The 25,707-nt window shown below is 60.1% G+C and carries 25 protein-coding genes; 16 read left to right on the top strand and 9 right to left on the bottom strand.

Annotated elements, in window-relative coordinates; all coding sequences use genetic code 11:
- Positions 1-136: 136 nt before the first annotated feature.
- The 4 genes from GGD46_RS14680 to hslV all read right to left on the bottom strand — a co-directional run bounded on the left by GGD46_RS14680 (position 137) and on the right by hslV (position 4,655).
- Positions 137-1,531 carry a cytochrome P450 gene (locus GGD46_RS14680; RefSeq protein WP_184705009.1) on the bottom strand — a complete coding sequence of 465 codons (1,395 nt, stop codon included), beginning with the start codon at positions 1,529-1,531 and terminating at the stop codon, positions 137-139.
- Positions 1,532-1,652: 121 nt separating this feature from the next.
- Positions 1,653-2,606: a DUF1402 family protein gene (locus GGD46_RS14675; RefSeq protein ID WP_184705007.1), complete on the bottom strand. Its 954-nt coding sequence runs from the start codon at positions 2,604-2,606 to the stop codon at positions 1,653-1,655.
- Positions 2,607-2,769: 163 nt separating this feature from the next.
- Positions 2,770-4,080: an ATP-dependent protease ATPase subunit HslU gene (gene hslU / locus GGD46_RS14670; RefSeq protein WP_184705005.1), complete on the bottom strand. Its 1,311-nt coding sequence runs from the start codon at positions 4,078-4,080 to the stop codon at positions 2,770-2,772.
- Between the two features lie 47 nt (positions 4,081-4,127).
- Complete coding sequence (gene hslV, locus GGD46_RS14665) at positions 4,128-4,655, bottom strand: ATP-dependent protease subunit HslV (protein ID WP_184705003.1); 528 nt, start codon at positions 4,653-4,655, stop codon at positions 4,128-4,130.
- Positions 4,656-4,868: 213 nt separating this feature from the next.
- Between hslV and hisB the strand changes: the two genes are divergently transcribed.
- The 7 genes from hisB to coaA are packed head-to-tail and all read left to right on the top strand — an operon-like array spanning position 4,869 to position 9,537.
- Positions 4,869-5,477 carry an imidazoleglycerol-phosphate dehydratase HisB gene (gene hisB / locus GGD46_RS14660; RefSeq protein ID WP_184705001.1) on the top strand — a complete coding sequence of 203 codons (609 nt, stop codon included), beginning with the start codon at positions 4,869-4,871 and terminating at the stop codon, positions 5,475-5,477.
- Between the two features lie 24 nt (positions 5,478-5,501).
- Positions 5,502-5,999: a DUF2628 domain-containing protein gene (locus tag GGD46_RS14655; protein WP_184704999.1), complete on the top strand. Its 498-nt coding sequence runs from the start codon at positions 5,502-5,504 to the stop codon at positions 5,997-5,999.
- A gap of 2 nt (positions 6,000-6,001) precedes the next feature.
- Complete coding sequence (hisH, locus tag GGD46_RS14650) at positions 6,002-6,652, top strand: imidazole glycerol phosphate synthase subunit HisH (RefSeq protein ID WP_184704997.1); 651 nt, start codon at positions 6,002-6,004, stop codon at positions 6,650-6,652.
- Positions 6,653-6,677: 25 nt separating this feature from the next.
- The gene (gene hisA, locus GGD46_RS14645; protein WP_184704995.1) at positions 6,678-7,421 is read left to right on the top strand and encodes a 1-(5-phosphoribosyl)-5-[(5-phosphoribosylamino)methylideneamino]imidazole-4-carboxamide isomerase; all 744 of its coding nucleotides are present in this window, start codon (positions 6,678-6,680) and stop codon (positions 7,419-7,421) included.
- Positions 7,418-8,206, top strand: a complete 789-nt coding sequence (hisF, locus tag GGD46_RS14640) for an imidazole glycerol phosphate synthase subunit HisF (protein ID WP_184704993.1) — start codon at positions 7,418-7,420, stop codon at positions 8,204-8,206. Before hisA ends, hisF begins: the two co-directional genes overlap by 4 nt.
- A 14-nt stretch (positions 8,207-8,220) precedes the next feature.
- Positions 8,221-8,535 carry a phosphoribosyl-ATP diphosphatase gene (locus GGD46_RS14635; RefSeq protein WP_184704991.1) on the top strand — a complete coding sequence of 105 codons (315 nt, stop codon included), beginning with the start codon at positions 8,221-8,223 and terminating at the stop codon, positions 8,533-8,535.
- Between the two features lie 6 nt (positions 8,536-8,541).
- A complete protein-coding gene (gene coaA / locus GGD46_RS14630) occupies positions 8,542-9,537 on the top strand; it encodes a type I pantothenate kinase (RefSeq protein ID WP_184704989.1) in 996 nt (331 codons plus the stop codon).
- On the opposite strand, the gene GGD46_RS14625 is transcribed toward coaA, so the two are convergent.
- The 3 genes from GGD46_RS14625 to GGD46_RS14615 all read right to left on the bottom strand — a co-directional run bounded on the left by GGD46_RS14625 (position 9,524) and on the right by GGD46_RS14615 (position 12,257).
- Positions 9,524-10,738 (bottom strand): glycosyltransferase family 87 protein, encoded by a 1,215-nt coding sequence (locus GGD46_RS14625; RefSeq protein WP_313206298.1) that lies wholly within the window; start codon positions 10,736-10,738, stop codon positions 9,524-9,526. The two genes, coaA and GGD46_RS14625, sit on opposite strands and share 14 nt — an antisense overlap.
- 40 nt (positions 10,739-10,778) lie before the next feature.
- Positions 10,779-11,387, bottom strand: coding sequence for an alpha-ketoglutarate-dependent dioxygenase AlkB family protein (locus GGD46_RS14620; protein ID WP_184704988.1), 609 nt, complete (start codon positions 11,385-11,387; stop codon positions 10,779-10,781).
- Positions 11,388-11,837: 450 nt separating this feature from the next.
- Positions 11,838-12,257, bottom strand: a complete 420-nt coding sequence (locus GGD46_RS14615; RefSeq protein ID WP_184704986.1) for a cupin domain-containing protein — start codon at positions 12,255-12,257, stop codon at positions 11,838-11,840.
- A 58-nt stretch (positions 12,258-12,315) separates the two neighbouring features.
- Between GGD46_RS14615 and GGD46_RS14610 the strand changes: the two genes are divergently transcribed.
- Positions 12,316-12,792 carry a MarR family winged helix-turn-helix transcriptional regulator gene (locus tag GGD46_RS14610; protein ID WP_184704984.1) on the top strand — a complete coding sequence of 159 codons (477 nt, stop codon included), beginning with the start codon at positions 12,316-12,318 and terminating at the stop codon, positions 12,790-12,792.
- Between the two features lie 250 nt (positions 12,793-13,042).
- Here the strand turns inward: GGD46_RS14610 and arfB are convergent, their stop codons facing one another.
- Entirely contained in the window at positions 13,043-13,477 is a 435-nt protein-coding gene (gene arfB, locus GGD46_RS14605) for an alternative ribosome rescue aminoacyl-tRNA hydrolase ArfB (RefSeq protein WP_184704982.1), read from the bottom strand.
- 216 nt (positions 13,478-13,693) lie between these two features.
- Positions 13,694-15,304: a phosphoenolpyruvate carboxykinase gene (locus GGD46_RS14600; protein ID WP_184704980.1), complete on the bottom strand. Its 1,611-nt coding sequence runs from the start codon at positions 15,302-15,304 to the stop codon at positions 13,694-13,696.
- Positions 15,305-15,654: 350 nt separating this feature from the next.
- On the opposite strand from GGD46_RS14600, the gene GGD46_RS14595 reads away from it, so the two are divergent.
- The 8 genes from GGD46_RS14595 (at position 15,655) to tsaE (ending at position 25,675) form a co-directional block, all read left to right on the top strand.
- Positions 15,655-16,389, top strand: coding sequence for a response regulator transcription factor (locus GGD46_RS14595; RefSeq protein WP_210325574.1), 735 nt, complete (start codon positions 15,655-15,657; stop codon positions 16,387-16,389).
- A gap of 196 nt (positions 16,390-16,585) precedes the next feature.
- Positions 16,586-18,379, top strand: coding sequence for a sensor histidine kinase (locus GGD46_RS14590; RefSeq protein WP_184705045.1), 1,794 nt, complete (start codon positions 16,586-16,588; stop codon positions 18,377-18,379).
- Positions 18,380-18,387: 8 nt separating this feature from the next.
- Positions 18,388-18,840: an HPr kinase/phosphorylase gene (locus GGD46_RS14585; protein WP_184704976.1), complete on the top strand. Its 453-nt coding sequence runs from the start codon at positions 18,388-18,390 to the stop codon at positions 18,838-18,840.
- A 153-nt stretch (positions 18,841-18,993) separates the two neighbouring features.
- Positions 18,994-19,395: a PTS sugar transporter subunit IIA gene (locus tag GGD46_RS14580; RefSeq protein WP_004127534.1), complete on the top strand. Its 402-nt coding sequence runs from the start codon at positions 18,994-18,996 to the stop codon at positions 19,393-19,395.
- Between the two features lie 19 nt (positions 19,396-19,414).
- Entirely contained in the window at positions 19,415-19,690 is a 276-nt protein-coding gene (locus GGD46_RS14575; RefSeq protein ID WP_174176445.1) for an HPr family phosphocarrier protein, read from the top strand.
- A gap of 179 nt (positions 19,691-19,869) precedes the next feature.
- Positions 19,870-21,270 carry an adenosylhomocysteinase gene (gene ahcY, locus GGD46_RS14570; RefSeq protein WP_184704974.1) on the top strand — a complete coding sequence of 467 codons (1,401 nt, stop codon included), beginning with the start codon at positions 19,870-19,872 and terminating at the stop codon, positions 21,268-21,270.
- A 449-nt stretch (positions 21,271-21,719) separates the two neighbouring features.
- The gene (locus GGD46_RS14565; RefSeq protein ID WP_246806314.1) at positions 21,720-24,167 is read left to right on the top strand and encodes a PAS domain-containing sensor histidine kinase; all 2,448 of its coding nucleotides are present in this window, start codon (positions 21,720-21,722) and stop codon (positions 24,165-24,167) included.
- A complete protein-coding gene (gene tsaE, locus GGD46_RS14560) occupies positions 24,164-25,675 on the top strand; it encodes a tRNA (adenosine(37)-N6)-threonylcarbamoyltransferase complex ATPase subunit type 1 TsaE (protein ID WP_184704970.1) in 1,512 nt (503 codons plus the stop codon). Before GGD46_RS14565 ends, tsaE begins: the two co-directional genes overlap by 4 nt.
- The last annotated feature ends 32 nt before the right edge of the window (positions 25,676-25,707 follow it).

Genomic DNA, 25,707 nt, shown 5'->3' with positions numbered 1-25,707 from the left:
AGCAATCGGAAAGTGTCAAAAAAGCCAAGCGGTTCAGTTTTTCGCTGAAACTCTGAACCGCTCAATCTCTTTGAATCTACGCATCAGGCTTTCCGAAAATCGTGTCAGATTTTCGGGCCGATGGCGTAGAATTGCTTTATCGCCGTGTCACGCGCATCGGCAATCCGCCGCGCGGCTGGGTCGTCAGCTTCTGCACCGGCCAGGGATCGGTGCCGTCGATCGCGTCAAAGCGGAAACGCCGCATCATCACGGCGAGGGCGATGACTGCCTCCTGCAGGGCAAAAGTTGCGCCGATGCAGACGCGCGGACCGGCGCCGAAAGGGAGATACTGGAAGCGATTGATCTTGCCGCGGTTCTCCGGAAGGAAGCGCTCCGGCATGAAGGCGCGCGGCTTCTCCCAGTGGAGCACATGGCGATGCAGGGTCCATGGCATGATCAGGACGGTGATCCCCTTCTCAATCGTCACCCGCTCGCCATTGGGGCTGGTCCATTCGTCATCGGTAATGGCGGCACGATTGATCGAGGGCGCCGGCGGATAGAGACGCATGGCCTCTTCGAAAGAGGCGCGAACATAGGGCATCAGATCAAGCCAGGCGACCGGCTCGGCATCGGTTGTAAGCACCCGGTCGATTTCCTCTTCCATGGCCTGACGGATATGCGGGCTTTTGGCGACGCAATAGAGCGTCCAGGCCAGAGCGCGTGCCGTCGTCTCATGGCCGGCGCCGATGAAGGTGAGGATATTGTCCTCGATCTCCTCCATCGTCAGCCCGTCGGGGCCGGCCTTCTCCAGAAGTAAGGTCAGAAAGTCGTCCGGTGCGCTTGCGCGATCCCGGCGCATACGCTCCAGGCGCTGGTCCATGGCCTTGTGGACGATGCCGCGGAACTTATCGAGCATGCGCTGGCCGCCAATGCGGGTGAGACGCGGCACCCAGGAAGGTGCGCGCAGGAGATCCATGGGATCGACGCGGCCCATGCGATGCAGCAGCTCGTTGACGTCGTCGGCGAAATGCTCGCTTTCGGTAACGATCTCGCCGGAAAACAAGGTTTCTGTCAGGATGGCGAAGGTCAGCTCGGTCATGTCGGCGGCGATGTCGAACACGGCACCTTCGCTGCCGATCCCCTCATATTTGTGCATGTATTCCAGGCTCTGGCTCAGCATCTGTCCGGCGAAGCCCTGAGCGTGGCGCGGCGTGAAGACGGGTGCGACGGCCTTGCGCGAGCGCTTCCAGACCGGACCTTCCGCCGTCAGCAGGCCATCACGCAGGATAGGGCGAAGCACGAGCTGGCGGATGTCGGCCATGCGGTAGTTGGCGGCATTGTCGACCAGAACATGCTTGATCAGGCCGGGATCGTTGACGATCAGCGTTCGCTCGTTGAAGAACTTCGTCTTGATCCAGGGCAGCGTATAGGAAGGTTCGCCCCAGAGTTCGAGCGGATTGCGCAGGATGGTCTTGATGATCGTCCAGCGCGACGGCGGAACGGTGCGTGGGATGGGCGCCGGCGGGGAGAAGGCTTCCGGAAGCATGTCCATGGGATCAATTCTCCTCGAAGGCCGGGCCATTGCCTGATCAAAGCCGCCCGAGCGGCGCACCCATCCGATATGGGGAACGCCGCCCGCAAAATCCAGACGATAGAACGTCGCGTTGGAATGCTTAGAGCAACGACTTCAGGTCGCTCAGCTTATCGTTGATGAGCCAGCCGTAGTAGTTCTCCTCCGGCCAGACAGGCTGAGAAGAACCGCGGTTCTTGGCTGCAAGGGCGGCGGCGCGCTTGCGGGAATTGCCGAGGTTGTAAAGCGTCGCGGTGATGCCGGGATTGCCTGAAATATCCATGCCGGCGATCGAACGATAGTCATCGATCGATTTGCGGATGGAAGCAGCGACGAAGGCCAGCGACAGATCGGGATCCATGATCGCCTTGTAGACGCCGCCGGCATCCTTCTCATCCAGCTTCGGGATACCCGAGGTGCGGCTGACCAGATCGGAGAGCTCCAGCGCCGTCAGCGGATTGACCTGGCCGAGGCCGAAGGTCTGGCCCGCATAGAAGGGCTGGAAGAAGACGGCGCTGAAGCGATTGTCCGGATAGGACTTGCCGCCGACCGTCTTGCCGCGGAAATCGTCTTCCCAGACATCCTCGCGGCAGATCCAGAGGCTGTAGGAATCTTGTCTGCTCTTGCAGGCGTCGAATTGCGGCCGGGCGATGAAATCGTCGACGTTTTCGCCGTTATAGGCGAAGCGGAAGCTCTGGCCCGCATAGGAGGCCGCCTTCACATAGTAGGACTGCAGACCATCATAGGCGTCGACATTGTAGGTGTGCTCGCCGACCAATGCGCCGATGATATGGATCGGATCGATGCCGTAGGCGCGCGCTGTCGACTTGATCTTCGACATCAGCTTCTTGTCGGTCGCCAGCAGCTCGCGCACCTTCTGGTATTTGCGATCGAAAGTGGAGCTGGTGCCGCGCGTGCGCCGCACGGACGCGCCGGGAACCGGCGGCTGCTCGGCATTGCGGTTGCCTGGAGGCACGGAGGTCGCGGCGTCCGCAGAGGCGGGGATCCAGGAGAGGCTGACAACCGCCAGAAGAAGAGTGATCAGTATACGTCGCAAGATGGCTGTCCTGTCGAAGTTTCAACCGATGTTTCCGTGCGACGGACTGGCGGATAATCTTGGCCGAATAAAGCCATCCGACATAAGGAAACGGGCCCTTAACTAAAAAGTTAAGGGCCCGTTGTCGAGTGTTTACTGTTTTAGATCGCCTTCAGCTGCCCGGTTACAGGATGAAGCGCGACAGGTCCGTGTTGGTTGCGAGGTCGCCGACATGCTCACGAACATAGGCGGCATCGATGGTCACCGACACGCCAGCGCGATCCGAAGCATTGTAGGAGATATCGTCCAGCACCCGCTCCATGACCGTCTGCAGGCGACGGGCGCCGATATTCTCGACAGTGGAGTTGAGATGCACGGCGACGTCGGCGAGCGCGTCGATCGCATCGTCGGTGAAGTCGAGCTTCAGGTCTTCCGTTTCCATCAACGCCTTGTACTGACGGATAAGGCTTGCCTGCGGCTCGGTGAGGATGCGGCGGAAGTCTTCCTTGGTCAGCGGGCGGAGCTCGACGCGGATCGGCAGGCGGCCCTGCAACTCCGGCAGCAGATCCGAAGGCTTCGAAACGTGGAATGCGCCGGACGCGATGAAGAGGATATGGTCCGTCTTGACCGGGCCATACTTCGTCGAAACCGTCGTGCCCTCGACCAGCGGCAGCAGGTCGCGCTGCACGCCTTCGCGGGAGACGCCGGCGCCCATGCCACCGTCGCGAGCCGCGATCTTGTCGATCTCGTCAAGGAAGACAATGCCGTCATTCTCGGCGGATTGCACGGCTTCGCGCTGGATCGCCTCGTTGTCGATCAGCTTGTCGGATTCGTCGCGCACGAGTTCCTTGTAGGAATCCTTGACCGTCGTGCGCACCTTCTTCGTGCGGCCACCCATGGCCTTGCCGAACATTTCGGAAAGGTTGAGTACGCCGATATTGGCGCCGGGCATGCCGGGGATTTCGAAACCGCCGGGCATGCCGGAGCCGGTATCGGACACTTCAATATCGATTTCCTTGTCGTCGAGCTGGCCATCACGCAGCTTCTTGCGGAAGCTGTCGCGCGTTGCGGGCGAAGCGGTGGCGCCGACCAGCGCGTCGAGCACGCGCTCCTCGGCGCTCATATGCGCCTTGGCCTGCACCTCATTGCGCTTCTTTTCGCGCACCAGGCCGATGCCGACCTCGACGAGATCGCGGACGATCTGTTCGACATCACGGCCGACATAGCCGACTTCGGTGAACTTGGTGGCTTCAACCTTGATGAAAGGGGCGCCGGCAAGCTTGGCAAGGCGACGGGAGATTTCCGTCTTGCCGACACCGGTCGGGCCGATCATCAGGATGTTCTTGGGCATGACTTCGTCGCGCAGATCGGGCTCGAGCTGCTGGCGGCGCCAGCGATTGCGCAATGCGATCGCCACGGCGCGCTTGGCCTCATGTTGGCCGACAATATAACGGTCGAGCTCGGAAACGATCTCGCGGGGGGAAAAAGTGGTCATTTCGCGTGTTCCCTGTCAGGGCTAGAAACTATCAAGAGAGGAACGTCTTAGGCTTCGGCGTCGAGCGTTTCGACGATCACATTGTGGTTCGTGTAAACGCAGATGTCGGCAGCGATATCGAGGGCGCGGCGGGCGACGTCTTCTGCTGACTTGTCGCTGTCCATCAGCGCGCGGGCGGCGGCGAGTGCATAATTGCCGCCAGAGCCGATTGCGAGCGCACCATGTTCCGGCTCAAGCACATCACCGTTACCGGTGATGGCGAGCGTTATGTTTTTATCGGCAACCAGCATCATGGCTTCGAGGTTGCGCAGATATTTGTCCGTGCGCCAGTCCTTGGCGAGCTCGACGGCAGCGCGCATCAACTGACCGGGATATTGTTCGAGCTTCTTTTCGAGGCGTTCGAGCAGGGTGAAGGCATCGGCGGTCGCGCCTGCGAAACCGGCGATAACATCGCCCTTGCCGATGCGGCGAACCTTGCGCGCGTTGCCCTTCATTACCGTCTGGCCAAGGCTCACCTGGCCATCACCAGCCATCACGACCTTGCCGTTCTTACGAATAGTTACGATTGTCGTCATTTAACACCTGTTTGCCCCCGTTCCGGCGGGCTTTCTGCCGGGCCGCGTATCGGCCCCGTCAGCACCTATGTAAGAGGGGTTTTGGCGATTGCAAATGGCAGCCGAACCGGATTGGTTCGAGCGAGCCGGCTAAAGACGAAGGCCACACGCGTAACTTCTGGATATTTCTCGATCCGCCTGATAAGGAACGGCCGTATTCCGATGGAGCATCCCATGGCAGAGACCGCAGCAAGCCGCACGGCAAGCGTTTCCCGCAAGACCAACGAGACCTCGGTCTCCGTTTCCGTCAACATCGACGGCAGCGGAAAATCGACGATTTCGACGGGGGTCGGCTTCTTCGACCATATGCTGGAACAGCTGTCACGACATTCGCTGATCGACATGGAGATCGACACCAAGGGCGACCTACATGTCGACGATCATCATGCCGTCGAAGATACCGGCATCGCGATCGGTCAGGCGATTGCCAAGGCGCTGGGCGACCGGCGCGGCATCACGCGCTACGCCTCGATCGATCTCGCCATGGACGAGACGATGACGAAAGCGGCCGTCGATCTTTCTGGGCGACCTTTCCTCGTCTGGGACGTTTCCTTCAGCGCCCCGAAGATCGGCACCTTCGATACCGAGCTGGTGCGCGAATTTTTCCAGGCGCTGGCGCAGAATGCCGGCATCACGCTGCATATCCTCAACCATTATGGCGCCAACAATCACCATATAGCCGAGACATGCTTCAAGGCCGTTGCGCGCGCATTGCGCACCGCAACCGAGATCGATCCGCGGCAGGCAGGCCGAGTGCCATCGACGAAAGGCACGCTCGCCTGAGCCCCAACATGGGGAATTGAGGAAATGGCAAGCTATCTGATTTTGTCTCCCCCCGGAGCGCCCAATCGATCCGAAGTATCGGATCGGTATCGTGATAGAACGCGATTCATCCGCGACGGCTTTTCGTGGAAGGCGTTTTTGTTTCCAGCGTTCTGGATGCTCTTCAATCGCCTCTGGCTGCACGCCGTCGCCGCCATCCTCTTGCAGGGCTTTGCCTTGGAGCTGATGCGCCAGCCGGGATTTTTCATTGCCGGAGCAGCCATTTGGCTGGGCGTTCACATTCTGGCGGGACTTGAGGGGCCGGATGCGGTGGGACAGCGGCTGATCAACCGCGGCTGGAAGATCGAAGATCTCGTTTCTGCGCACGATCTGGCAACTGCGGAAGAGATCCACTTCTCTCAAATCGAGCAGGAGTCAAAAGCGGATATCCATCCGAAGAATTGGAATATTCCGGCACCTAATAGCAATATCAGCCGCCCAGGCCCGAGCTTCGGCCTTCCCGGCTATGACGGAGGACGCTGACCATGCGCGTCGCGATTATCGACTATGGTTCCGGCAATTTGCGCTCGGCGACGAAGGCTTTCGAGCGGGCCGCCCGCGAGGCCGACATCGACGCAGCGATCGACCTGACCGATGACGCCGAGCGCGTCGCCACGGCAGATCGCATCGTGCTCCCCGGTGTCGGCGCCTATGCCGATTGCCGCCGCGGCCTCGATGCCGTGCCCGGCATGGCGGAAGCCGTTATCGACGTCGTCGAGCACAAGGCCCGTCCCTTCCTCGGCATCTGCGTCGGCATGCAGCTGATGTCGTCGCGTGGGCTGGAAAAGACGATCACGAAAGGCTTCGGCTGGATCAAGGGCGACGTCAAAGAGATGACGCCGAGCGATCCCAGCCTGAAGATCCCGCAGATCGGCTGGAATACGCTGGACCTGCGCCATCCGCATGCCCTGTTCGACGGGATCGCGACGGGGCCTGACGGCTTGCACGCCTATTTCGTCCATTCCTACCATCTGGCGGCCGAACATGGCGAGGACGTGATCGCGACGACGAGCTATGGCGGGTCGATGACCGCCTTCGTCGGACGAGACAACATAGCGGGCGCGCAGTTCCATCCGGAAAAGAGCCAGAAGCTCGGCCTTGCCCTCATCGCCAATTTCCTGCGCTGGAAGCCATAAGGCTCGCGCTCTAAGGACAGACACCATGATTCTTTTTCCCGCTATCGACCTAAAAGACGGCCAATGCGTGCGCCTCAAGCTCGGCGACATGGAGCAGGCGACGGTCTACAATCCCGATCCCGGCGCACAGGCAAAAGCCTTTGAAGACCAGGGCTTCGAGTGGCTGCATGTCGTCGATCTCAACGGCGCCTTTGCCGGCGAGACCGTGAACGGCGCTGCCGTCGACGCCATTCTCAAGGCGACCAAAAACCCCGTGCAGCTCGGCGGCGGCATCCGCACGCTCGACCACATCGAAAACTGGCTGTCGCGCGGGCTTACCCGCGTCATCCTCGGCACCGTCGCTGTGCGCGATCCGGCGCTGGTCATCGAAGCCTGCCGGAGATTTCCGGGCCACGTCGCCGTCGGCATCGACGCCAAGGGCGGCAAGGTGGCGGTCGAGGGCTGGGCGGAGGCTTCCGAGCTTGGCGTGATCGAGCTTGCCAAGAAATTCGAAGGTGCCGGCGTTGCCGCGATCATCTATACCGATATCGACCGCGACGGCATTCTGACTGGCATCAACTGGGCCTCGACGCTGGAACTGGCCGATGCCGTTTCCATCCCCGTCATCGCCTCCGGCGGGCTAGCCTCGCTTGACGATATCCGCCGCATGATCCAGCCGGATGCCCGCAAACTGGAAGGTGCGATTTCCGGCCGCGCGCTTTATGATGGCCGCATCGACCCGAAGGAAGCACTGGCGCTGATCAAGCAGGCCAAGGAGGCAGCGCAATGACCCTGAAAGCCCGCGTCATCCCCTGCCTCGACGTCAAGGACGGCCGCGTCGTCAAGGGCGTCAACTTCGTAAATCTCGTCGATGCCGGCGATCCAGTCGAAGCAGCGAAAGCCTATGATACCGCCGGAGCCGACGAACTCTGCTTCCTCGACATCACCGCCTCTTCCGACAATCGCGATACTATCTTCGACGTGGTGGCCCGCACCGCGGAGCAATGCTTCATGCCGGTAACGGTCGGCGGCGGCGTGCGCGCTATCGCCGATATCCGCAAGCTGCTGCTCTGCGGCGCCGACAAGGTCTCGATCAATTCGGCGGCGGTGAATAACCCGGATTTCGTGGCCGAAGCGGCCGATAAATTCGGCAACCAGTGCATCGTCGTTTCCATCGACGCGAAGCGGCGGCGCACCGAGGCACTCGGCGGCGACAATATGAGCGCCTGGGAGATTTATACCCATGGCGGCCGCAACGCGACCGGCATCGACGCCGTCGATTTTGCCCGCAAGATGGTCGAGCGCGGCGCCGGCGAGTTGCTCGTCACGTCCATGGATCGCGACGGCACCAAGGTCGGCTACGATCTGGAGCTGACGCGGGCGATCGCCGATGCGGTGCGCGTTCCCGTCATCGCATCCGGCGGCGTCGGCGATCTCGATGATCTCGTCGCCGGCGTCAAGGAAGGCCATGCCACGGCGGTTCTGGCCGCCTCGATCTTCCACTTCGGCACCTATTCGGTAGGCGAGGCAAAGCGCTATATGGCCGAGCGCGGCATTCCCATGCGGCTGGATTAGGAGACAGCGTAGCGATGAGCGGATTTACCCTTTCGGACCTCGAAAAAATCGTAGAGGAACGCTCCAAGGCATCGCCCGACGAATCCTGGACCGCCAAGCTTGTTGCGGCCGGCCAGCCGAAAGCCGCCAAGAAGCTGGGCGAAGAGGCGATCGAGGCCGTGATGGCGGCCGTCACCAACGATCGCGACAACCTCACCTATGAGGCTGCCGACGTGCTGTACCACCTTTTGGTCGTATTGAAGATTGCAGGCATTCCGTTGCAGAATGTCATGGGCGAGCTCGAAAGGCGCACCGCCCAATCCGGCCTTCAAGAGAAGGCGAGCCGGTAAAAAGTCATGACCTCAGCGACCAAGACCCAGCCTGCACCCGAGACGCTCGATATCTTCCAGGCGAAAGCCTATTCGCCCTATTTTTTCTTTTCCTCGGAGGAATGGGCAAAATTCCGGGCGGATACGCCGCTGACATTGACCGCAGACGAAGTGACGCGGCTGCGCTCAATGGGCGACCCGATCGACCTCAATGAGGTCCGGCGTATCTATCTGTCGCTGTCGCGCCTACTGTCCTCGCATGTTGAATCCTCGCAGATCCTCTTCGAGCAACGCAACCGCTTCCTCAGCCTCTCCGATGTCGCCAAAACGCCGTTCGTCATCGGCATCGCCGGCTCTGTCGCCGTCGGCAAATCCACCACCGCCCGCGTCCTGAAGGAATTGATGGGGCGCTGGCCGTCAAGCCCGAAGGTCGATCTGGTCACGACAGACGGCTTTCTTTATCCGAACGCCGAGCTGCAGCGCCGCAACCTGATGCAGCGCAAGGGCTTTCCGGAAAGCTACGATACGGCAGCGCTGCTACGCTTCCTTTCGGCGATCAAGGCCGGCCAGCCGAATGTGCAAGCGCCCTCCTACTCGCATCTCGTCTATGACGTGCTGCCGAACGAGTTCAAGACGGTCGACCGCCCGGATATCCTGATCTTCGAGGGCATCAACGTGCTGCAATCGCGGCATCTGCCCGCCGACGGCAAGATCGTGCCGATGGTCTCGGACTTCTTCGACTTCTCGATCTACATCGACGCCGACGAGGATCTGATCCACAACTGGTATGTCGCCCGCTTCATGAAGCTGCGCGAAACCGCCTTTCGCGACCCCCACTCCTTCTTCCATCGCTATGCCTCGATCAGCGAAGAGGAAGCGCTGACGATCGCCGAAGGGCTTTGGAAGAACATCAACCTCAAGAACCTGCGCCAGAACATCCTGCCGACGCGGCCGCGTGCCGATCTCATCCTGCAGAAGGGCAAGAACCATCTGATCGAGCAGGTTGCGCTCAGGAAGCTTTGACTGAGGCGTCCGCGATTGCATCCGCCGCGCCGGTTTCCGGCGATGCTCCATTGCGTTGGATGCAAATGAGCATGCACACCGCCAAACCGGCCGGGAACAGAGCTCCGAGCGGCATGATCGATGACGCAATCTGCTGATTGAACACGGGGTAGAGCCAGGCGAAGCCGAGTAAGGGCAGCAATCCCCGAGAATTGACGAAAAAATATAGAATGGCGACACTCAGAGGAATTGTGTCGTAGATGTAACCATAAGGCATGGCGACGAGCGCCAAGGTGGCCGTCAGGCAGACCCTGCTGCCGTGATCGACGCCCATCTTGCCGCGCCAGAGCCATATAGTCGCAACAATGGCCGCCATGGAAGCGATCAGCTGAAACGAATAGGATGCGGCAAGGCCTAGTCCGAATGACCGCGCCAGCATGAAGATTGTCGCCGCATTCATCTGATAGCCCTGTGGAAACGGGGCTTCCAGGATCGCCGTCATCAGCGGCCTCGTCTCTGTCACGAACAACCACCAGACCTCGAAACCGAACAAGAGACCTGTCGTGACCACTAGAAAAACCGCCGTTGCAGCAGCGGAGAGAATGGCACGGTAGTTGCCGCTGGCAAGCAGACAAAAGGGCACCAGCACACCCAATTGCGGCTTGACCGTCAGCAGACCAAACAAGATGCCTGCAATGATTGGTCGGCTCGGAGCAAGAAGCAATCCGGATAGCAGCAGGGCCGTGGTCAAGGCGCCATTTTGTCCGAAGATGACGTTTAGGATGGCCGCCGGCGAGGCAATGAGAAGAATACGCAGCCACCAAGCCAGATCGAGTGGCTTTGTCGCCAAGAACAGCAGGAGGAGCGTCCCCGAAGTCCAGACAGCGTATGCGGCGAAAATCGGCAACCTCGCCAAGGGAATACCGATCAGCAGCATAGAGGGCGGATAGCTCCATTCCTGGTCGGGCAGCAGGGGCGACAGGATCAGTCGAAGTTCCCGCCGATACGCCTCGGCATCGAACAGATAAGCGACGTTTCCCTTCTCGGCCATCAGCGTGCCACCCCAGAGATTGGTGAAATCCCAATAGGGCAATCGGTCGGAAAGGCTAGAGAATCCATCCGGTGTCAGGGTCCACAGACACTTTAGGAGATAGAGGCCGCATGCCAGTCCCAAGGCACCGATCAAAGCCGCAAAAAACTGTTCCGCCCTCGGTCTTGCCACGATGGTCCCTAACGTCCCCGGCTCCGGTCTATTGATCCATTTATGAAGTTACCCGTCTTAAGGTCAGGTTTATCCGGCCGCCGTTCTTCAGCAATGTCGATGTCGTCGGATAGATGCGGTCGACGCCGTGGAAGCAGAGTCTGCCTTCGCCACCGAGGACGATGATGTCGCCGCTCGTGAGCTTGAGGGACAGCGTGCGATCATTGCGGTTGAGACCGCCAACCCGAAAAAGGCAGGTGTTGCCGAGCGAAATCGACAACACGGGCGCATTGAGATCCTGCTCGTCCTTATCCTGATGTAGGCCCATGCGGGCGTCGTCGGCATAGAAATTCACAAGACAGGCCTGCGGCGGATTTTCATAACCTGCTATATCTCTCCAGAGATCGAGCAGTTGCGGCGGCAGGGCCGGCCAAGGTCTGTTGGTGACGGGATGAGTTGGCTGATAGCGATAGCCGCGCTGCTTGTCCGTGACCCAGCCGAGCTCGCCGCAATTGGTCATGCGTACCGACATTTCCTTGCCCGTGCCGGGCATGACCGGCGTGAACAGCGGCGCCTCCGTCACGATGGCGCGAACGGCCTCGACGAGCGCCTCCTGTGCAGGGCGATCGAGATATCCGGGCAGGTGGCGAATTCCGTTCGGAAGCAGCATTTGTGTTTTCCTGATGTTGCCGGCCAGGTGAATATGCCGATGCCAACGCCTCTGTGCTTGGCCCCTCACCCCAGCTCTCTCTCCGCTGGCGGGGAGAGGGAGCTTATCTTAGCCGACGCCAGCTTACTGCAAGTGGGAACTTTACTGTCTCGCTCGGTCGTCCTTTCTCCCCGCATCGCGAGGACAAGGCTAGATGAGGGGCTGAGCACAGAGCTGCCGCAAGGCAAAACCCGCCTGACAGCCCCAGCCACTAACTTAAGTGTGGAATCGTTTGAATCATCGTTAGCAATACCCCTTACAACGCCGGTTGTCGGGGGTAGTGTCTGCGCCAGAGGTTTTTTTGGAAGACCCAACGCGGCTTCGACGTCCTCTCCAAGACGTCCTGTACTTCGGATAGTCGCCAAGCACGAAAAATTGCGCAATTATGTAAGGCCCACCACGGTGAGCTGATCAGACTGGGACCAGTCCGTGGCGGAGCATGATCTCATTGACCTTAGCGAGATCCGGTTTGCCGGGCACGTTCACCGCCTCGGCAATTTCTTCGAAATAACGCCGTCCAATTGTACCCGGCGTGATGGTCGCCAAGACCTTGGCTGTGCCATCATGCAAGTTCTCATGATGGTGTACCGACCCTCGCGGAATGAATATGGCGTCGCCGGCGCGAATCTCGTGGGTTAGCCCATCGACGAGGACAGTGAGCGTGCCTTCGAGGCCGTAGAGGAATTCGTCGGCATCCCGATGATGATGTGGAGCGGGGACGCGCGCCCGAGATGGCACTGTGAATTCGAACACCGTCGCGCCGACTTCACTGATGAGAAAGCGCAGTTCGAGTTGCCCGATCCGCACAATGTCGTTTCGTACCGCTTCCATATGAGGCCTCCTCAATGTAAAGTAACTTTACATCAACAAGTAAAGTGACTTTACATATATGTCAATCCCATTGCTCCCGAATTCCATTCCCGACGCGTTGCCCGGCCCGCCGTTCTTCGGTGCGCTGCTGCGCGTTGTCTGGCAGCATGTGCGAGACCGCATGCTGCAAGCCATCCACGAGGCGGGGTTTGCTGACTTCCAGGAGGCGCATTTTGCGGTGTTCTCGTTTCCGCTGCCGGATGGCACGAGACCGTCCGAGCTCGCGCGTCAGAAGCGGATGTCGCGACAAGCCGTGAATTATCTACTTAGCCAGCTTGAAGACCTGGGCTATGTCGAGCGGCGCGCAGCCGACGACAGCGATCGCCGACTGGTCTATCTAACGCCACGGGGGCATGAAGTCGTCGCAGCCATTTTCGGATGTCTTCGGCAGTTGCATGAACAATGGTCCAAAGAGGTTGGCAAGGAGCGCTTCGATGACTTCGTAGATGTGTTGAAGCAGCTGTCGACCAAAGCACAGGAACCGACGAACCGTTGAGAAACTCAACTTTGCGACGGCGATAAGGCTGCCTCAGAACGGTTCGCGAACCGTACTCCGAAGGTAAGCCGCCCTGAACGCATAAATATTAGCCCATCGAAGTCTACGGGGAGTGAGGCCGCCTGGGGCCGAAAGCGGTCAAAGCTAAGAAATGTGGGACCGTAAAATTTTAGCGATTCCACATGTACGTTAATGGCTGGCCTGACAACCACCATTTTGCTCAACCAAGCCAAAATCGCAGCCCGAAAACTTAGTCGCCACCGACCTTGCCGCGCATCTTCTTCACTTCCGATCGCCCGGATTTCTCCTTCAGCCGGCGCTCGATAGAGCCCTTGGTCGGCTTTGTCTTCTTACGCGGCGGCGGCGGCGGGGCAGCGGCCTCGAGGATCAGCTCCTTCAATCGCTCACGCGCATCCTCGCGGTTGCGGTCCTGGCTGCGGAAACGGCTGGCCTCGATCATCAGGACGCCGTCCTTGGAGACGCGCCGCCCGGCAAGCCTGGTGGCGTTCGCCTTCACTCGATCGGTCAACGACGGCGAGTTCTGGACGTTGAAGAAGAGCTGGACTGCCGTCGCTACCTTGTTGACGTTCTGACCGCCGGGGCCGCCTGCCAGGACGAATTGTTCCGTCAGCTCCCAGCCGGCGATGGTAATCCGGTCGTTGATGTAAAGCGCTTCGCTGGCCATGGTTTTCTCCGCGACTGCAGAGGTCGAAGGATATCCGGCCGAAGCCGCCTCCCCGCTCTATCGGCAATCCAAGCATTTCCGGGCGGAAAACCGCTGAGCACTTTTCCTGAAATCGCTCTATTCCACATTGCAACGCGCTTGAAAACATCAGGCGAAACGAAAAACCCGGCGGAATGACCGCCGGGTTTCACGTGAGTCACTGCTGTTGCGAAAAGTCTACTCCGCCGCAACCCGCATTCCCGGCGCCGCGTCGCGGACATTGCCGTCCACATGCGCCTCGAACTTGGCAAAGTTGGTGACGAACATCTGCACCAGCTTCGCGGCCTGCGCATCATAGGCTTCGCCATCGGCCCACGTCGAACGCGGATCGAGGATAGCGCTCTCGACGCCTTCGACGGCAACAGGCACCGCGAAGCCGAAGTTCGGATCGATACGGAATTCGACATTGTCGAGATCGCCGTTCAGGGCTGCGGCCAGAAGCGCGCGCGTCGCCTTGATCGGCATGCGACGGCCGGTGCCGTAAGCGCCGCCGGTCCAGCCGGTGTTGACCAGCCAGCAGCCGGCGCCATGACGGGCAATCTGTTCCTTCAGCAGATTGCCGTACTCGGCCGGGTGACGCGGCATGAACGGTGCACCGAAGCAGGTCGAGAACGTGGCTTCCGGCTCGACAACGCCCTTTTCCGTGCCCGCGACCTTGGCGGTGTAACCCGACAGGAAGTGGTACATCGCCTGATCCGGCGTTAGCTTGGCGATCGGCGGCATGACACCGAAGGCATCGGCCGTCAGCATGATGATCGTCTCGGGGTGGCCGGTAATGCCGGATTCCGAAGCGTTCGGGATGAAATGCAGCGGATAGGCGCTGCGGGTGTTCTCCGTCAGCGAACCATCGTCGAGGTCCGGCCGGCCATGCTCGTCGAGCACGACATTTTCGAGCACAGTGCCGAAACGGCGCGTTGTTGCGTAGATTTCCGGCTCGGCTTCGGCCGACAGACGGATAGTCTTGGCGTAGCAGCCGCCTTCGAAATTGAAGATGCCGTTTTCACCCCAGCCATGCTCGTCATCGCCGATGAGCGTGCGGGTCGGATCGGCCGAAAGCGTCGTCTTGCCGGTGCCGGACAGGCCGAAGAAGATCGCTGCGTCGCCATCCGGGCCGACATTGGCCGAGCAGTGCATCGGCATGACGCGGCGTTCGGGCAGCAGGTAGTTCAGCGCCGTGAAGACCGATTTCTTCATTTCGCCAGCATAGGAGGTGCCGCCGATCAGAACGATGCCGTTGACGAAATCGCAGGCGATGACCGTCTCGCTGCGGCAGCCGTAGCGCTCGGGATCAGCCCGGAAGCTCGGCAGGTCGATGATCGTCAGCTTCGGCACGAAGCTTTCCAGCGCCGAGCGTTCGGGACGGATCAGCAGATTGCGGATGAACAGCGAGTGCCAGGCGAATTCGGTGATGACGCGTGTCGTCAGAGCATATTCGTGGTCGGCGCCGCCGATGAGATCCTGAACGAACAGGTCCTTGCCGCGCGCATGGGCCAGCATGTCTTCATGCAGCAGCGCAAAGTGTTCCGGCGACATCGGCTTGTTGTTGTCCCACCAGATCTGGTCTTCGGTGGTGGCATCGCGCACGACGAACTTGTCCTTCGGGGAACGGCCGGTGTGCTGGCCGGTGATCGCTCTCAGTGCGCCGTCGGCCGTCAGGTCGGCTTCGCGGCGGCGAATCGCCTCCTCATAAAGGTGAGCCTCCATGAGGTTATAGCGCACGCTGGCGGCGGCTCCCAGGCCGATCGATCCCAGTTCAGTCGCGGGATTACGGACGCCGAATTGCTCCATCACTTTTTTCCTCTGCAAGGGCTTGGACGTTAGAATTGTCTAAAGCGTAGATGTGTCTTTTTAAAAGCACAAGAGCAGAAAGCTAAAAATATTTAATGATATCAGATATTTAATCGATTTAAATAAAACGACGCAATTTTAAATCGTTTGAATGATGGACATCGGGACGTTTCGTCGCACAACCCTTGAGCAAGCAAATTGCTCCGCGACAATCCTCCCCTTTATCTTTGCCACAATTTGTTCCACCTTTATCCTCATAAGCGCGCCAGGTTATCGCCAACCGAGCTGGCAGACCGCCTGGGCTGGATTCCAAATCCGGGAGACGCGCACTGATGACGGAGACGAATACCATGTTGACAATCGCGCTCGTTGACGACGACCGCAATATCCTGACTTCCGTATCGATTGCCTTGGAAGCGGAGGGATATAAGGTAGAGACTTATACGGACGGAGCTTCGGCGCTTGACGGCCTGCTGGCACGGCCGCCGCAATTGGCGATTTTCGATATCAAGATGCCTCGCATGGACGGCATGGAGCTGCTGCGCCGCCTGCGCCAGAAGTCCGATCTGCCCGTGATCTTCCTGACGTCCAAGGACGAGGAGATCGATGAGCTTTTCGGCCTGAAGATGGGCGCCGACGACTTCATCACCAAGCCTTTCTCGCAGCGCCTGCTAGTCGAGCGCGTCAAGGCCGTGCTTCGCCGCGCTTCGGCCCGCGAAGCCGCGAACGCTGCCGGCGGCGGCAACGCGGTCGCGAAGCCGGGAGCGACACAGCAAGCCCGCTCGCTGGAGCGCGGCCAGCTCGTCATGGACCAGGAACGCCATACCTGCACCTGGAAGGGCGAGCCGGTGACGCTGACCGTGACCGAGTTCCTGATCCTGCATTCGCTGGCCCAGCGCCCTGGCGTAGTCAAGAGCCGCGACGCCCTGATGGACGCCGCCTATGACGAACAGGTCTATGTCGACGACCGCACGATCGACAGCCATATCAAGCGGCTGCGCAAGAAATTCAAGATGGTCGACCTCGATTTTGATATGATCGAGACGCTGTATGGCGTCGGCTATCGCTTCCGCGAAGCCGCTTAGAGCCGGATGATTTTAGGTCGAACGACCTAAAATCTGAATCCGCTCTAGGATCTAAAGAATGGAGCATGATGTCGTCCGAAAACCGCTTACACTTTTCGGCATCATGCTCGGATAGTTAACTGGACCATACGGCGCCCAATGGAATAAGAGCATGCGGACGGGATCGCCGATCCCGTTCTTTGAAAGGGCCGTAGGCTTGGCACAGCTGGTGCAGGACAGAGATATAGACGACTCGGAAAGCCCGAGCGGCGCTCGAATCGCGCGCCGCCGATGGACTCATCCGTTCGTTCTGATCCGCCGGATCTTCGGCAATGCCGTCTTTTCCAGCCTGACGCGGCGAATCCTGTTCTTCAATCTTGCCGCCCTCGTCGTGCTCGTCGGCGGCATTCTCTACCTCAATCAGTTTCGCGAAGGCCTGATCGACGCCCGCGTCGAGAGCCTGCTGACGCAGGGCGAGATCATCGCCGGCGCCGTCTCGGCATCCGCGTCGGTCGACACGAACTCCATCACCATCGATCCGCAGAAGCTTCTGGAGCTGCAGGCAGGCCAAAGCATAACGCCCGTTCCGAACGACGAGGATCTGGAATTCCCGATCGATCCGGAAAAGGTGGCGCCGGTGCTGACGCGGCTGATTTCGCCGACGCGTACCCGCGCGCGCATCTTCGATGCGGACGCGAACCTGCTCCTCGACAGCCGCCATCTTTATTCGCGCGGGCAGGTGCTGCGCTACGATCTGCCGCCCGTCGACGACGAGAAGCAGAGCTGGTCCGACTGGTTCAGCGGCCTGCTCAACAAGATGCTGCAGCCGGGCAATCTGCCTGTTTACAAGGAAGCGCCCGGCGGCGACGGCTCCATCTATCCGGAAGTCATGAATGCGCTCACCGGCGTGCGCGGTGCCGTGGTCCGTACTACGGAGAAGGGCGAGCTGATCGTTTCGGTCGCCGTACCGGTCCAGCGCTTCCGCGCCGTGCTCGGCGTGCTGCTGCTCTCGACCCAGGCCGGCGATATCGACAAGATCGTCCATGCCGAGCGCCTGGCCATCATGCGCGTTTTCGGCGTTGCGACACTCGTCAACGTCGTGCTGTCGCTGCTCTTGTCCTCCACGATAGCCAATCCGCTGCGCCGGCTTTCGGCTGCAGCCATCCGCGTGCGTCGCGGCGGGGCGAAGGAGCGCGAGGAAATTCCGGATTTCTCCGCGCGCCAGGACGAAATCGGCAATCTGTCGATCGCGCTGCGCGACATGACATCCGCGCTCTACGATAGGATCGACGCGATCGAAAGCTTCGCCGCCGACGTCAGCCATGAACTGAAGAACCCGCTGACATCGCTGCGCAGCGCCGTCGAAACGCTGCCGCTTGCCAAAAGCGACGATTCCAAGAAGCGGCTGATGGATGTGATCCAGCATGACGTGCGCCGCCTCGACCGCCTGATCAGCGACATCTCGGATGCCTCGCGTCTCGATGCCGAACTCGCGCGATCGGATGCAAGAACGCTCGATCTGGAAGTGCTGCTGCGCGACATGATCGATATTTCGCGGCAGGTAGGGCACAGCAAGAAGGCGGTCGAGATCGAATATGTGATCGACCGCAAGCCGGCCAACAAGGCGAAATTCACTGTCGAAGGTCACGACCTGCGTATCGGTCAGATCGTAACCAATCTGATCGAGAATGCCCGGTCCTTCGTTCCGAACGATACCGGCAAGATTACGGTGCGGCTGACGCGCACGCGCACGCGCTGCGTCATCTATATCGAGGACAACGGTCCGGGCATCCAGGCGGAAGATATCGATCGGATCTTCGAGCGCTTCTATACCGACCGGCCGGAATCCGAAGGTTTCGGGCAGAATTCCGGCCTCGGTCTCTCCATCAGCCGGCAGATCGCCGAAGCGCATGGCGGATCGCTTCGGGCCGAAAACATCATCGACAGCGACGGCACGACGCTGCTCGGCGCACGCTTCATCCTCTCGCTGCCGGCACAAACGACGGCATGAGCGGCCGCATGCCCGACGAAGCAACGAATATTCACGCCACTGCCATCGTCGTCGGCAAGACCGGGCTTCTGTTTCTCGGCCCCTCCGGAAGCGGCAAATCCACCCTCGCCTTTTCCTGCCTGGCAGCTGCCAAACCGCTGGGGCTCAACGCGATGCTGGTCGCCGACGACCGTGTGCTGATAGCAAAGCGTGAGAGCTCTATCATTGCCGAATGTCCGCCCTCCATCGCCGGTCTGATTGAAATTCGCTATACCGGCATCGTTCGCATACCTTACGTTTCAAAGGCGGAGATGCATTTTGCCATCCTTCCGGTCGATCCAGCCACCGCCGACCGATTGCCGCCGGAAGACGAACAGATCGACATTACGGACTCGATCCAGTTGCCTTTGATCCGATTGTCCGCAACCTCAGCGAACCCGCTCGCGGTAATAACTGCAAAAATCGGCGCAAGACTGGATTAAATGGCCCATTTGGCCCCGACACGCGCTCTAATCCTATATTTTAAGCTTGCACTTCGTCTTTTCATGGCCAAGATGTCCCCCCACCGGTGGACGCCATTGCTGCATTGCGATATGGGCCACCTGTTTGCGTAATGCGATGGGAGCAGTAATATCATGATCGGACTTGTGCTTGTCACTCATGGCAAGCTGGCTGAAGAGTTTCGGCATGCGGTCGAGCATGTCGTTGGTCCGCAGAAGTTCATAGAGACGGTATGCATTGGTCCCGAAGACGACATGGACAAGCGGCGGCAGGACATTCTGCAGGCTGTTGCCGGCGCCGATGACGGCCATGGCGTCATCATCCTGACCGACATGTTCGGCGGCACTCCTTCCAATCTCGCAATTTCCGTGATGAACAGCGGCCACACCGAGGTGATCGCCGGCGTCAATCTGCCCATGCTCATCAAACTCGCCGGCGTGCGCGGCGACAACAATATGGAAAAGGCGCTGGTGGAAGCATCGGAAGCCGGTCGCAAATACATCAACGTGGCCAGCCGCGTGCTCAGCGGCAAATGACGAGACAGCACCGCCTCCAATGACAGAGCTTTCCCGGGAACTCCTCATTATCAACAAGCGAGGCCTCCACGCCCGCGCCTCCGCCAAATTCGTTCAGACCGTCGAAGCCTACGACGCTGCCATTACCGTTTCCAAGGACGGCACGACGGTCGGCGGCACCTCGATCATGGGCCTAATGATGCTGGCCGCAAGCCCGGGCTGCAGCGTCATGGTGACGGCCAGCGGCAATCAGGCCGCCGAAGCGCTCGAGGCACTGGATCAGTTGGTCGCCAACAAATTCGGCGAGGAAATATAGGCTTTCCGGCCTGCCATCGCCTGGATATAAAGATATAAAGACTTCTTTATATCATCATTGATTTCCACTCTGAAGCCTGCTACACGGCATCATCCACACGCTATCGCGTGCAATTTTGGTTGCATTCGGCCGAGGCGTTTGTCCTTGGCGCGACTGCATCGTTCAGGCTGGAGACTTTCATGAGCACTGAAAAGGACTACGTCGTCGCGGATATCGGCCTTGCCGATTTCGGCCGTAAGGAAATCTCGATCGCCGAAACCGAAATGCCGGGCCTGATGGCTTGCCGCGCCGAATTCGGCGAAGCACAGCCGCTGAAGGGCGCCCGCATCACCGGTTCGCTGCATATGACGATCCAGACCGCCGTTCTCATCGAGACGCTGGTGGCACTCGGCGCTCAGGTACGTTGGGCATCGTGCAACATCTTCTCAACCCAGGACCACGCCGCCGCTGCGATCGCCGCCTCCGGCGTTCCGGTCTTCGCCGTCAAGGGTGAGAGCCTCGAAGACTACTGGATCTACACCGACAAGATCTTCCAGTGGACCGACGGTGGCGTGTCCAACATGATCCTCGACGATGGCGGCGACGCCACGATGTACATCCTGCTCGGCGCCCGCGCCGAAGCCGGTGAGGACGTACTCTCCAATCCGCATTCGGAAGAAGAAGAGATCCTCTTCGCCCAGATCAAGAAGCGCCTCAAGGCTTCGCCGGGCTGGTTCACCAAGCAGCGCGACGCCATCAAGGGCGTGACCGAAGAAACCACCACGGGCGTCAACCGTCTCTACCAGCTCAGCCAGAAGGGCCTGCTGCCCTTCCCGGCCATCAACGTCAACGACAGCGTCACCAAGTCGAAGTTCGACAACAAGTACGGCTGCAAGGAATCGCTGGTTGACGGTATCCGCCGCGCCACCGACGTCATGATGGCCGGCAAGGTTGCCGTCGTCTGCGGTTACGGCGACGTGGGCAAGGGTTCTGCCGCTTCGCTTTCCGGCGCCGGCGCTCGCGTCAAGGTAACCGAAGTCGATCCGATCTGCGCCCTGCAGGCCGCCATGGACGGCTACGAAGTCGTTCAGCTCGAGGACGTCGTTTCCTCGGCTGACATCTTCATCACCACGACCGGCAACAAGGACGTCATCCGCATCGACCACATGCGTGCGATGAAGGACATGGCGATCGTCGGCAACATCGGCCACTTCGACAACGAAATCCAGGTTGCCGCTCTGCGGAACCAGAAGTGGACGAACATCAAGCCGCAAGTCGACATGGTCGAGTTCTCCAAGGGCAACCGCATCATCCTGCTCTCGGAAGGCCGCCTCTTGAACCTTGGCAACGCCACCGGCCACCCGTCCTTCGTGATGTCGGCTTCCTTCACCAACCAGACGTTGGCCCAGATCGAGCTCTTCACCAAGCCCGACGAATACAAGAACGAAGTCTACGTGCTGCCGAAGCACCTCGACGAGAAGGTCGCTCGCCTGCATCTCGCCAAGCTTGGCGTGAAACTGACCGAGCTTTCCGAAGAGCAGGCTTCGTATATCGGCGTGACGCCGAAGGGCCCGTTCAAGTCGAACCACTACAGATACTGATTGCTAAAACAGTATCCACAACATCTTGTGGCCCTGGCATTGACAAATGCCGGGGCTTATTTTTTAGCCAGCTCCCTTCCCGCAGATTCCCTTAGGCAGTATTGTTTTTACACTTGATTCGTGACGAACCGGGCGTGCCCGGAGCCATGAAAATGGGATGTCTTGTCAGGATGCGGCACAGTAGAGCCGGATGATTTTAGGTCTGTTCGGCCTAGAATCTGAATTCGCTCTACAATCAGATAAGTAGAGCATGATCTCGTCCGAAAACCGTTTACACTTTTCGGCATCATGCTCTGAAAGACGGAGACAGACCTCTTATGTCTGAAGGGGAAGACAACCTGCATCAGCCAGCGCTAAACCGAGCGGCGGCGCGACTGCGGCAGGGTGGTGCATATTGGCTTTCGGCGAAGGCGAAGCGCGGCAAGGGCCGCTTGGCCTCCTTCAGCCGCATGCTGCGGCTCAGCGTTTTCGGCGGTCTTGTTACCGGCCTCGCGGGACCTGTTCTCGCTCAAAGCGACGTTGCGGCCCAGACGACTGTGCGCCTCTTCACCTCTTCCGAAATGGCCGTCTTCTCCGTCATCATCGGCGTCATTTCCGCAGCCCTGCTCTCGACCGTCTGGATGGTTCGGCAACGCGGCAATCTGGAAAGCGAAAGCCGCGAGATCCGCACGGCGCTCTCCGACGCCAACCAGCGCATCTCCCAATATCAGGCACTGATCGCCGACAAGAACCGCCGTATCGTCATCTGGGACGGCCAGGACGCACGGCCGGAACTGCTCGGCCAGCTGCCCGTCGAAACCGGCGCGCCGCAGGATAACGAGTTCCTCGCCTTCGGCCGCTGGCTGAAATCATGGTCGGCAGGCGAGCTCGACAAGGCGATCGACAAGCTGCGCGGCAGCGGCCAGAGCTTCGACATGGTCGTCGAGACCAACCGGGACGAAATTCTCGAAGCGCAGGGCCGCATTTCCGGCGGTCGCGCCTTCGTCCGCTTCATCGCACTCAACAATCTGCGCGCCGAACTGGCCGAGCTGAAGATCGAGCGCGATCGGCTGATGACCTCGATTTCGGCGTTCCAGAATCTGCTCGATGCCATCGACCTGCCGGTCTGGCAGCGCGATGCGGAAGGCAAGCTCACCTGGGTCAACCAGGCCTATGGCGAGGCTGTCGAGGCTATTTCGGCGGAAGAAGCAATTCGCGAAGAGCGTGAATTCCTGACGACGGTGGCCCGCGAGCGCATCCGCGCATCGGCAACGCCGGAATCGCCCTTCCACGACAAGATTTCAACCGTCGTGCACGGCAACCGCACGTTCTTCGACGTCATCGACGTCAAGTCGCCCAACGGCTCCGCCGGCATGGCGATCGATGTTTCCGAGGCGGAAGCGGTTCGGGCCGAACTGGCGCGCACGCTGAAGAGCCACGCCGAAACCCTCGATCATCTGGCGACGCCGGTCGCGATCTTCGACGGCGACCGGCGGCTGCAATTCTACAATCAGGCCTTCGTCCAGCTCTGGGAGCTCGATATCGCCTTCCTCGAGAAGCGTCCTGACAATAGTGAGCTTCTGGACCGGCTGCGCGGCGCCAAGAAGCTGCCGGAACAGCTGAACTGGAAGACTTGGAAGGACGGCGTCCTTTCCGTCTATCGCGCGCTCGATACGCAGACCGATCTCTGGCATCTGCCGAACGGCCAGATCCTGAGGGTGTTCGCAACCGCGCATCCGCAGGGAGGCGCGACCTGGGTGTTCGAGAACCTGACCGAGCAGGTCGATCTCGAAACGCGCTACAATACGCTGGTCAAGGTTCAGGGCGAGACGATCGACCATCTCTCCGAAGGCGTCGCCGTTTTCGGTCCCGATGGCCGCATCCGCCTGTCGAACCCGGCTTTCCGCATTCTCTGGAACATTACCGAGGCGCAGGCCAAGCCCGACACGCATATCCAGGCGCTGGCCGAAGCCTGTGCACCCTCCTACGATCGACCCGACGGCTGGAAGCGCTTCGCCGAACAGATCACCAGCTTCGACGACGAGCGGCCGTCTTCGCAGGGTACTCTGGAGCTCTATTCCAATCTCGTGCTCGACTACGCCGTCATTCCGCTACCGAACGCGCAGACAATGCTGACCTTCGTCAACAAGACCGACAGCGTCCGCGCCGAACGCGCACTCACCGAAAAGAACGATGCACTGCTGAAAGCAGACGAACTGAAGAACGACTTCGTCCAGCACGTCTCCTACGAGCTGCGCTCGCCGCTGACCAACATCATCGGCTTCACCGACCTTTTGAAGACGCCGGGCATCGGCTCGCTGAACGATCGGCAGGCCGAATATATCGACCATATTTCCACCTCCTCATCGGTGCTTCTGACGCTGGTCAACGACATTCTCGATCTGGCTACGCTCGACGCCGGCATCATGCGGCTCAACTATTCCGAGATCGAGCTCAGCGACCTGCTCGATGAAGTATCGATGCAGATCGCCGACCGGCTGCAGGAAAGCGGCGTGACGCTCGAAATCACCGTGCCGGCCCGTCTCGGCTCCATCGTTGCCGATCAGCAGCGGCTGAAGCAGATTCTGCTCAAGCTTCTGACCAATGCCGCGAACTTCGCCCCCGAGGGCTCGACCATTGCGCTGAAATGCGGACGCGAAGGCACAGATTTCGTCTTCTCGGTCGCCGACAAGGGTCCCGGCATACCGGAAGAGCTGATCCACAGCGTCTTCGATCGCTTTGCCTCGGGCGGCAAGGGTGGCAAGCGCAGCGGAGCAGGCCTTGGCCTTTCTATTGTCGAAAGCTTCGTCAGCCTGCATGATGGCGAGGTTTCCATCGAAAGCCAGCCGGGCAAGGGGACGACCGTCACCTGCCGCATCCCCTCGGCTGAACTACCCCACTCCGTCGCAGCAGAATGACAGCCTCAAACAGCAGCATTTCCCTCTTCCTCGCAGACGACGCCGCCACGGCAGAGCTTGGCGAGGATCTGGCGCTGGCCTTGAAGGTTGGCGACTGCTTGGCATTATCAGGCGATCTCGGCGCCGGCAAATCCTCGCTCGCACGCGCGCTGTTGCGCGCCATGGCCGACGATACCGAGCTTGATGTGCCGAGCCCGACCTTTACGCTCGTGCAATCCTATGAGCTGCGCATTCCGGTCTCGCATTTCGATCTCTATCGCCTCGGCGATCCCAGCGAGTTGACGGAACTCGGCTTTGACGAAGCCCTGCAGATCGGCACCTGTCTCGTCGAGTGGCCCGAAATGGCCGAAGGCGAGCTCCCGAAGGATCGTATCGACCTCAAGCTCACACATGAAGGCGAAGGACGGCGGGTCACGATCACGGCACCGGCCAAGCAGATGGCGCGCATCGAGCGCGTGCTTGCCATCCGCGCCTTTCTCGATACGCACGGCTATCGCGGCGCGCACAGGCGCTTCCTGACCGGCGATGCCTCGCTGCGGGCTTACGAATCCATCCATCCGGCGAATGGCGGCAGCCGCGTGATCCTGATGGATTGGCCGGGTCTGCCCGAAGGACCGCCCGTGCTCGACGGCAAGCCCTATCCCAAGGTCGCGCATCTTGCCTGGGATACCTATCCGTTCGTGGCGATCGCCAATATCTTGCACGAAAACGGCTTTGCCGCTCCGGAAATCTTCGCCGCCGACTACAATCAGGGCATCCTACTGATCGAAGATCTCGGCACCGATGGCGTGCTCGACGCCGAGGGCAAACCGATTGCCGAACGCTATCGCGAAAGCGTCGCCTGCCTCGCGCATCTGCACGGTCTGTCCATTCCACACGATATTCCGGTGACGCCGGATCACATCCATCACATTCCGGATTTCGACCGGACCGCGATGAAGATGGAAGCGCGGCTGCTGCTCGACTGGCATCTGCCCTGGAAGCGCGGCACACCGGCGAGCGATGAGGAACGTGCCGACTATCTGGCGATCTGGGACAAGCTGATCGATCAGCTTGAAGATACGGAAAAGAACCTGCTGCTGCGTGATATGCATTCGCCCAACATCATCTGGCGGGCGGCAAAAAAGGGCATCCAACGGATCGGCCTCATCGACTTCCAGGACGCGATGATCGGGCCGACCTCCTACGACGTCGCTTCACTCATGCAGGATGCCCGGGTGACGATCGAACGCGACCTGCATGACCAGCTGATGTCGGACTATCTTGCGCTCCGGCACGCCCAGGGCGGCTTTGATGAGGCCAAGTTCCTGAAGAGCTGGGCGATCATGTCGGCGCAGCGCAATTGCAAGCTCGCCGGCCTCTGGGTGCGGCTTTTGCAGCGCGACGGCAAGCCGGGATACCTGAAGCATATGCCACGCACGCTCGCCTATCTCGCCATCGCCTTCGAACACGAAGCGCTCGCACCCCTACGCGAATGGTGCGAGAAGGCCGGGATCGGCCGGGTTTAGGTTGTAGTAACGTTTCAACAGATGAGCGAAGT

This window comes from Martinezella lusitana, assembly GCF_014207095.1.
In the GTDB taxonomy this organism is placed as follows: domain Bacteria; phylum Pseudomonadota; class Alphaproteobacteria; order Rhizobiales; family Rhizobiaceae; genus Rhizobium; species Rhizobium lusitanum_B.
Note: the sequence above shows the minus strand (reverse complement) of the source record. Positions and strands in the feature narration are given on the sequence as shown.

Coding starts and splice junctions, on each gene's coding strand:
- ahcY (WP_184704974.1), top strand. CDS start 19,870: ATGAGCACTGAAAAGGACTACGTCGTCGCGGATATCGGCCTTGCCGAT.
- arfB (WP_184704982.1), bottom strand. CDS start 13,477: ATGGCCAGCGAAGCGCTTTACATCAACGACCGGATTACCATCGCCGGC.
- GGD46_RS14575 (WP_174176445.1), top strand. CDS start 19,415: ATGACAGAGCTTTCCCGGGAACTCCTCATTATCAACAAGCGAGGCCTC.
- GGD46_RS14610 (WP_184704984.1), top strand. CDS start 12,316: ATGTCAATCCCATTGCTCCCGAATTCCATTCCCGACGCGTTGCCCGGC.
- GGD46_RS14635 (WP_184704991.1), top strand. CDS start 8,221: ATGAGCGGATTTACCCTTTCGGACCTCGAAAAAATCGTAGAGGAACGC.
- coaA (WP_184704989.1), top strand. CDS start 8,542: ATGACCTCAGCGACCAAGACCCAGCCTGCACCCGAGACGCTCGATATC.
- hslU (WP_184705005.1), bottom strand. CDS start 4,080: ATGACCACTTTTTCCCCCCGCGAGATCGTTTCCGAGCTCGACCGTTAT.
- GGD46_RS14620 (WP_184704988.1), bottom strand. CDS start 11,387: ATGCTGCTTCCGAACGGAATTCGCCACCTGCCCGGATATCTCGATCGC.
- hisA (WP_184704995.1), top strand. CDS start 6,678: ATGATTCTTTTTCCCGCTATCGACCTAAAAGACGGCCAATGCGTGCGC.
- GGD46_RS14655 (WP_184704999.1), top strand. CDS start 5,502: ATGGCAAGCTATCTGATTTTGTCTCCCCCCGGAGCGCCCAATCGATCC.
- hisB (WP_184705001.1), top strand. CDS start 4,869: ATGGCAGAGACCGCAGCAAGCCGCACGGCAAGCGTTTCCCGCAAGACC.
- GGD46_RS14585 (WP_184704976.1), top strand. CDS start 18,388: ATGCCCGACGAAGCAACGAATATTCACGCCACTGCCATCGTCGTCGGC.
- GGD46_RS14565 (WP_246806314.1), top strand. CDS start 21,720: ATGCTGCGGCTCAGCGTTTTCGGCGGTCTTGTTACCGGCCTCGCGGGA.
- hslV (WP_184705003.1), bottom strand. CDS start 4,655: ATGACGACAATCGTAACTATTCGTAAGAACGGCAAGGTCGTGATGGCT.
- GGD46_RS14580 (WP_004127534.1), top strand. CDS start 18,994: ATGATCGGACTTGTGCTTGTCACTCATGGCAAGCTGGCTGAAGAGTTT.
- GGD46_RS14615 (WP_184704986.1), bottom strand. CDS start 12,257: ATGGAAGCGGTACGAAACGACATTGTGCGGATCGGGCAACTCGAACTG.
- GGD46_RS14600 (WP_184704980.1), bottom strand. CDS start 15,304: ATGGAGCAATTCGGCGTCCGTAATCCCGCGACTGAACTGGGATCGATC.
- tsaE (WP_184704970.1), top strand. CDS start 24,164: ATGACAGCCTCAAACAGCAGCATTTCCCTCTTCCTCGCAGACGACGCC.
- hisH (WP_184704997.1), top strand. CDS start 6,002: ATGCGCGTCGCGATTATCGACTATGGTTCCGGCAATTTGCGCTCGGCG.
- GGD46_RS14595 (WP_210325574.1), top strand. CDS start 15,655: ATGTTGACAATCGCGCTCGTTGACGACGACCGCAATATCCTGACTTCC.
- GGD46_RS14680 (WP_184705009.1), bottom strand. CDS start 1,531: ATGGACATGCTTCCGGAAGCCTTCTCCCCGCCGGCGCCCATCCCACGC.
- hisF (WP_184704993.1), top strand. CDS start 7,418: ATGACCCTGAAAGCCCGCGTCATCCCCTGCCTCGACGTCAAGGACGGC.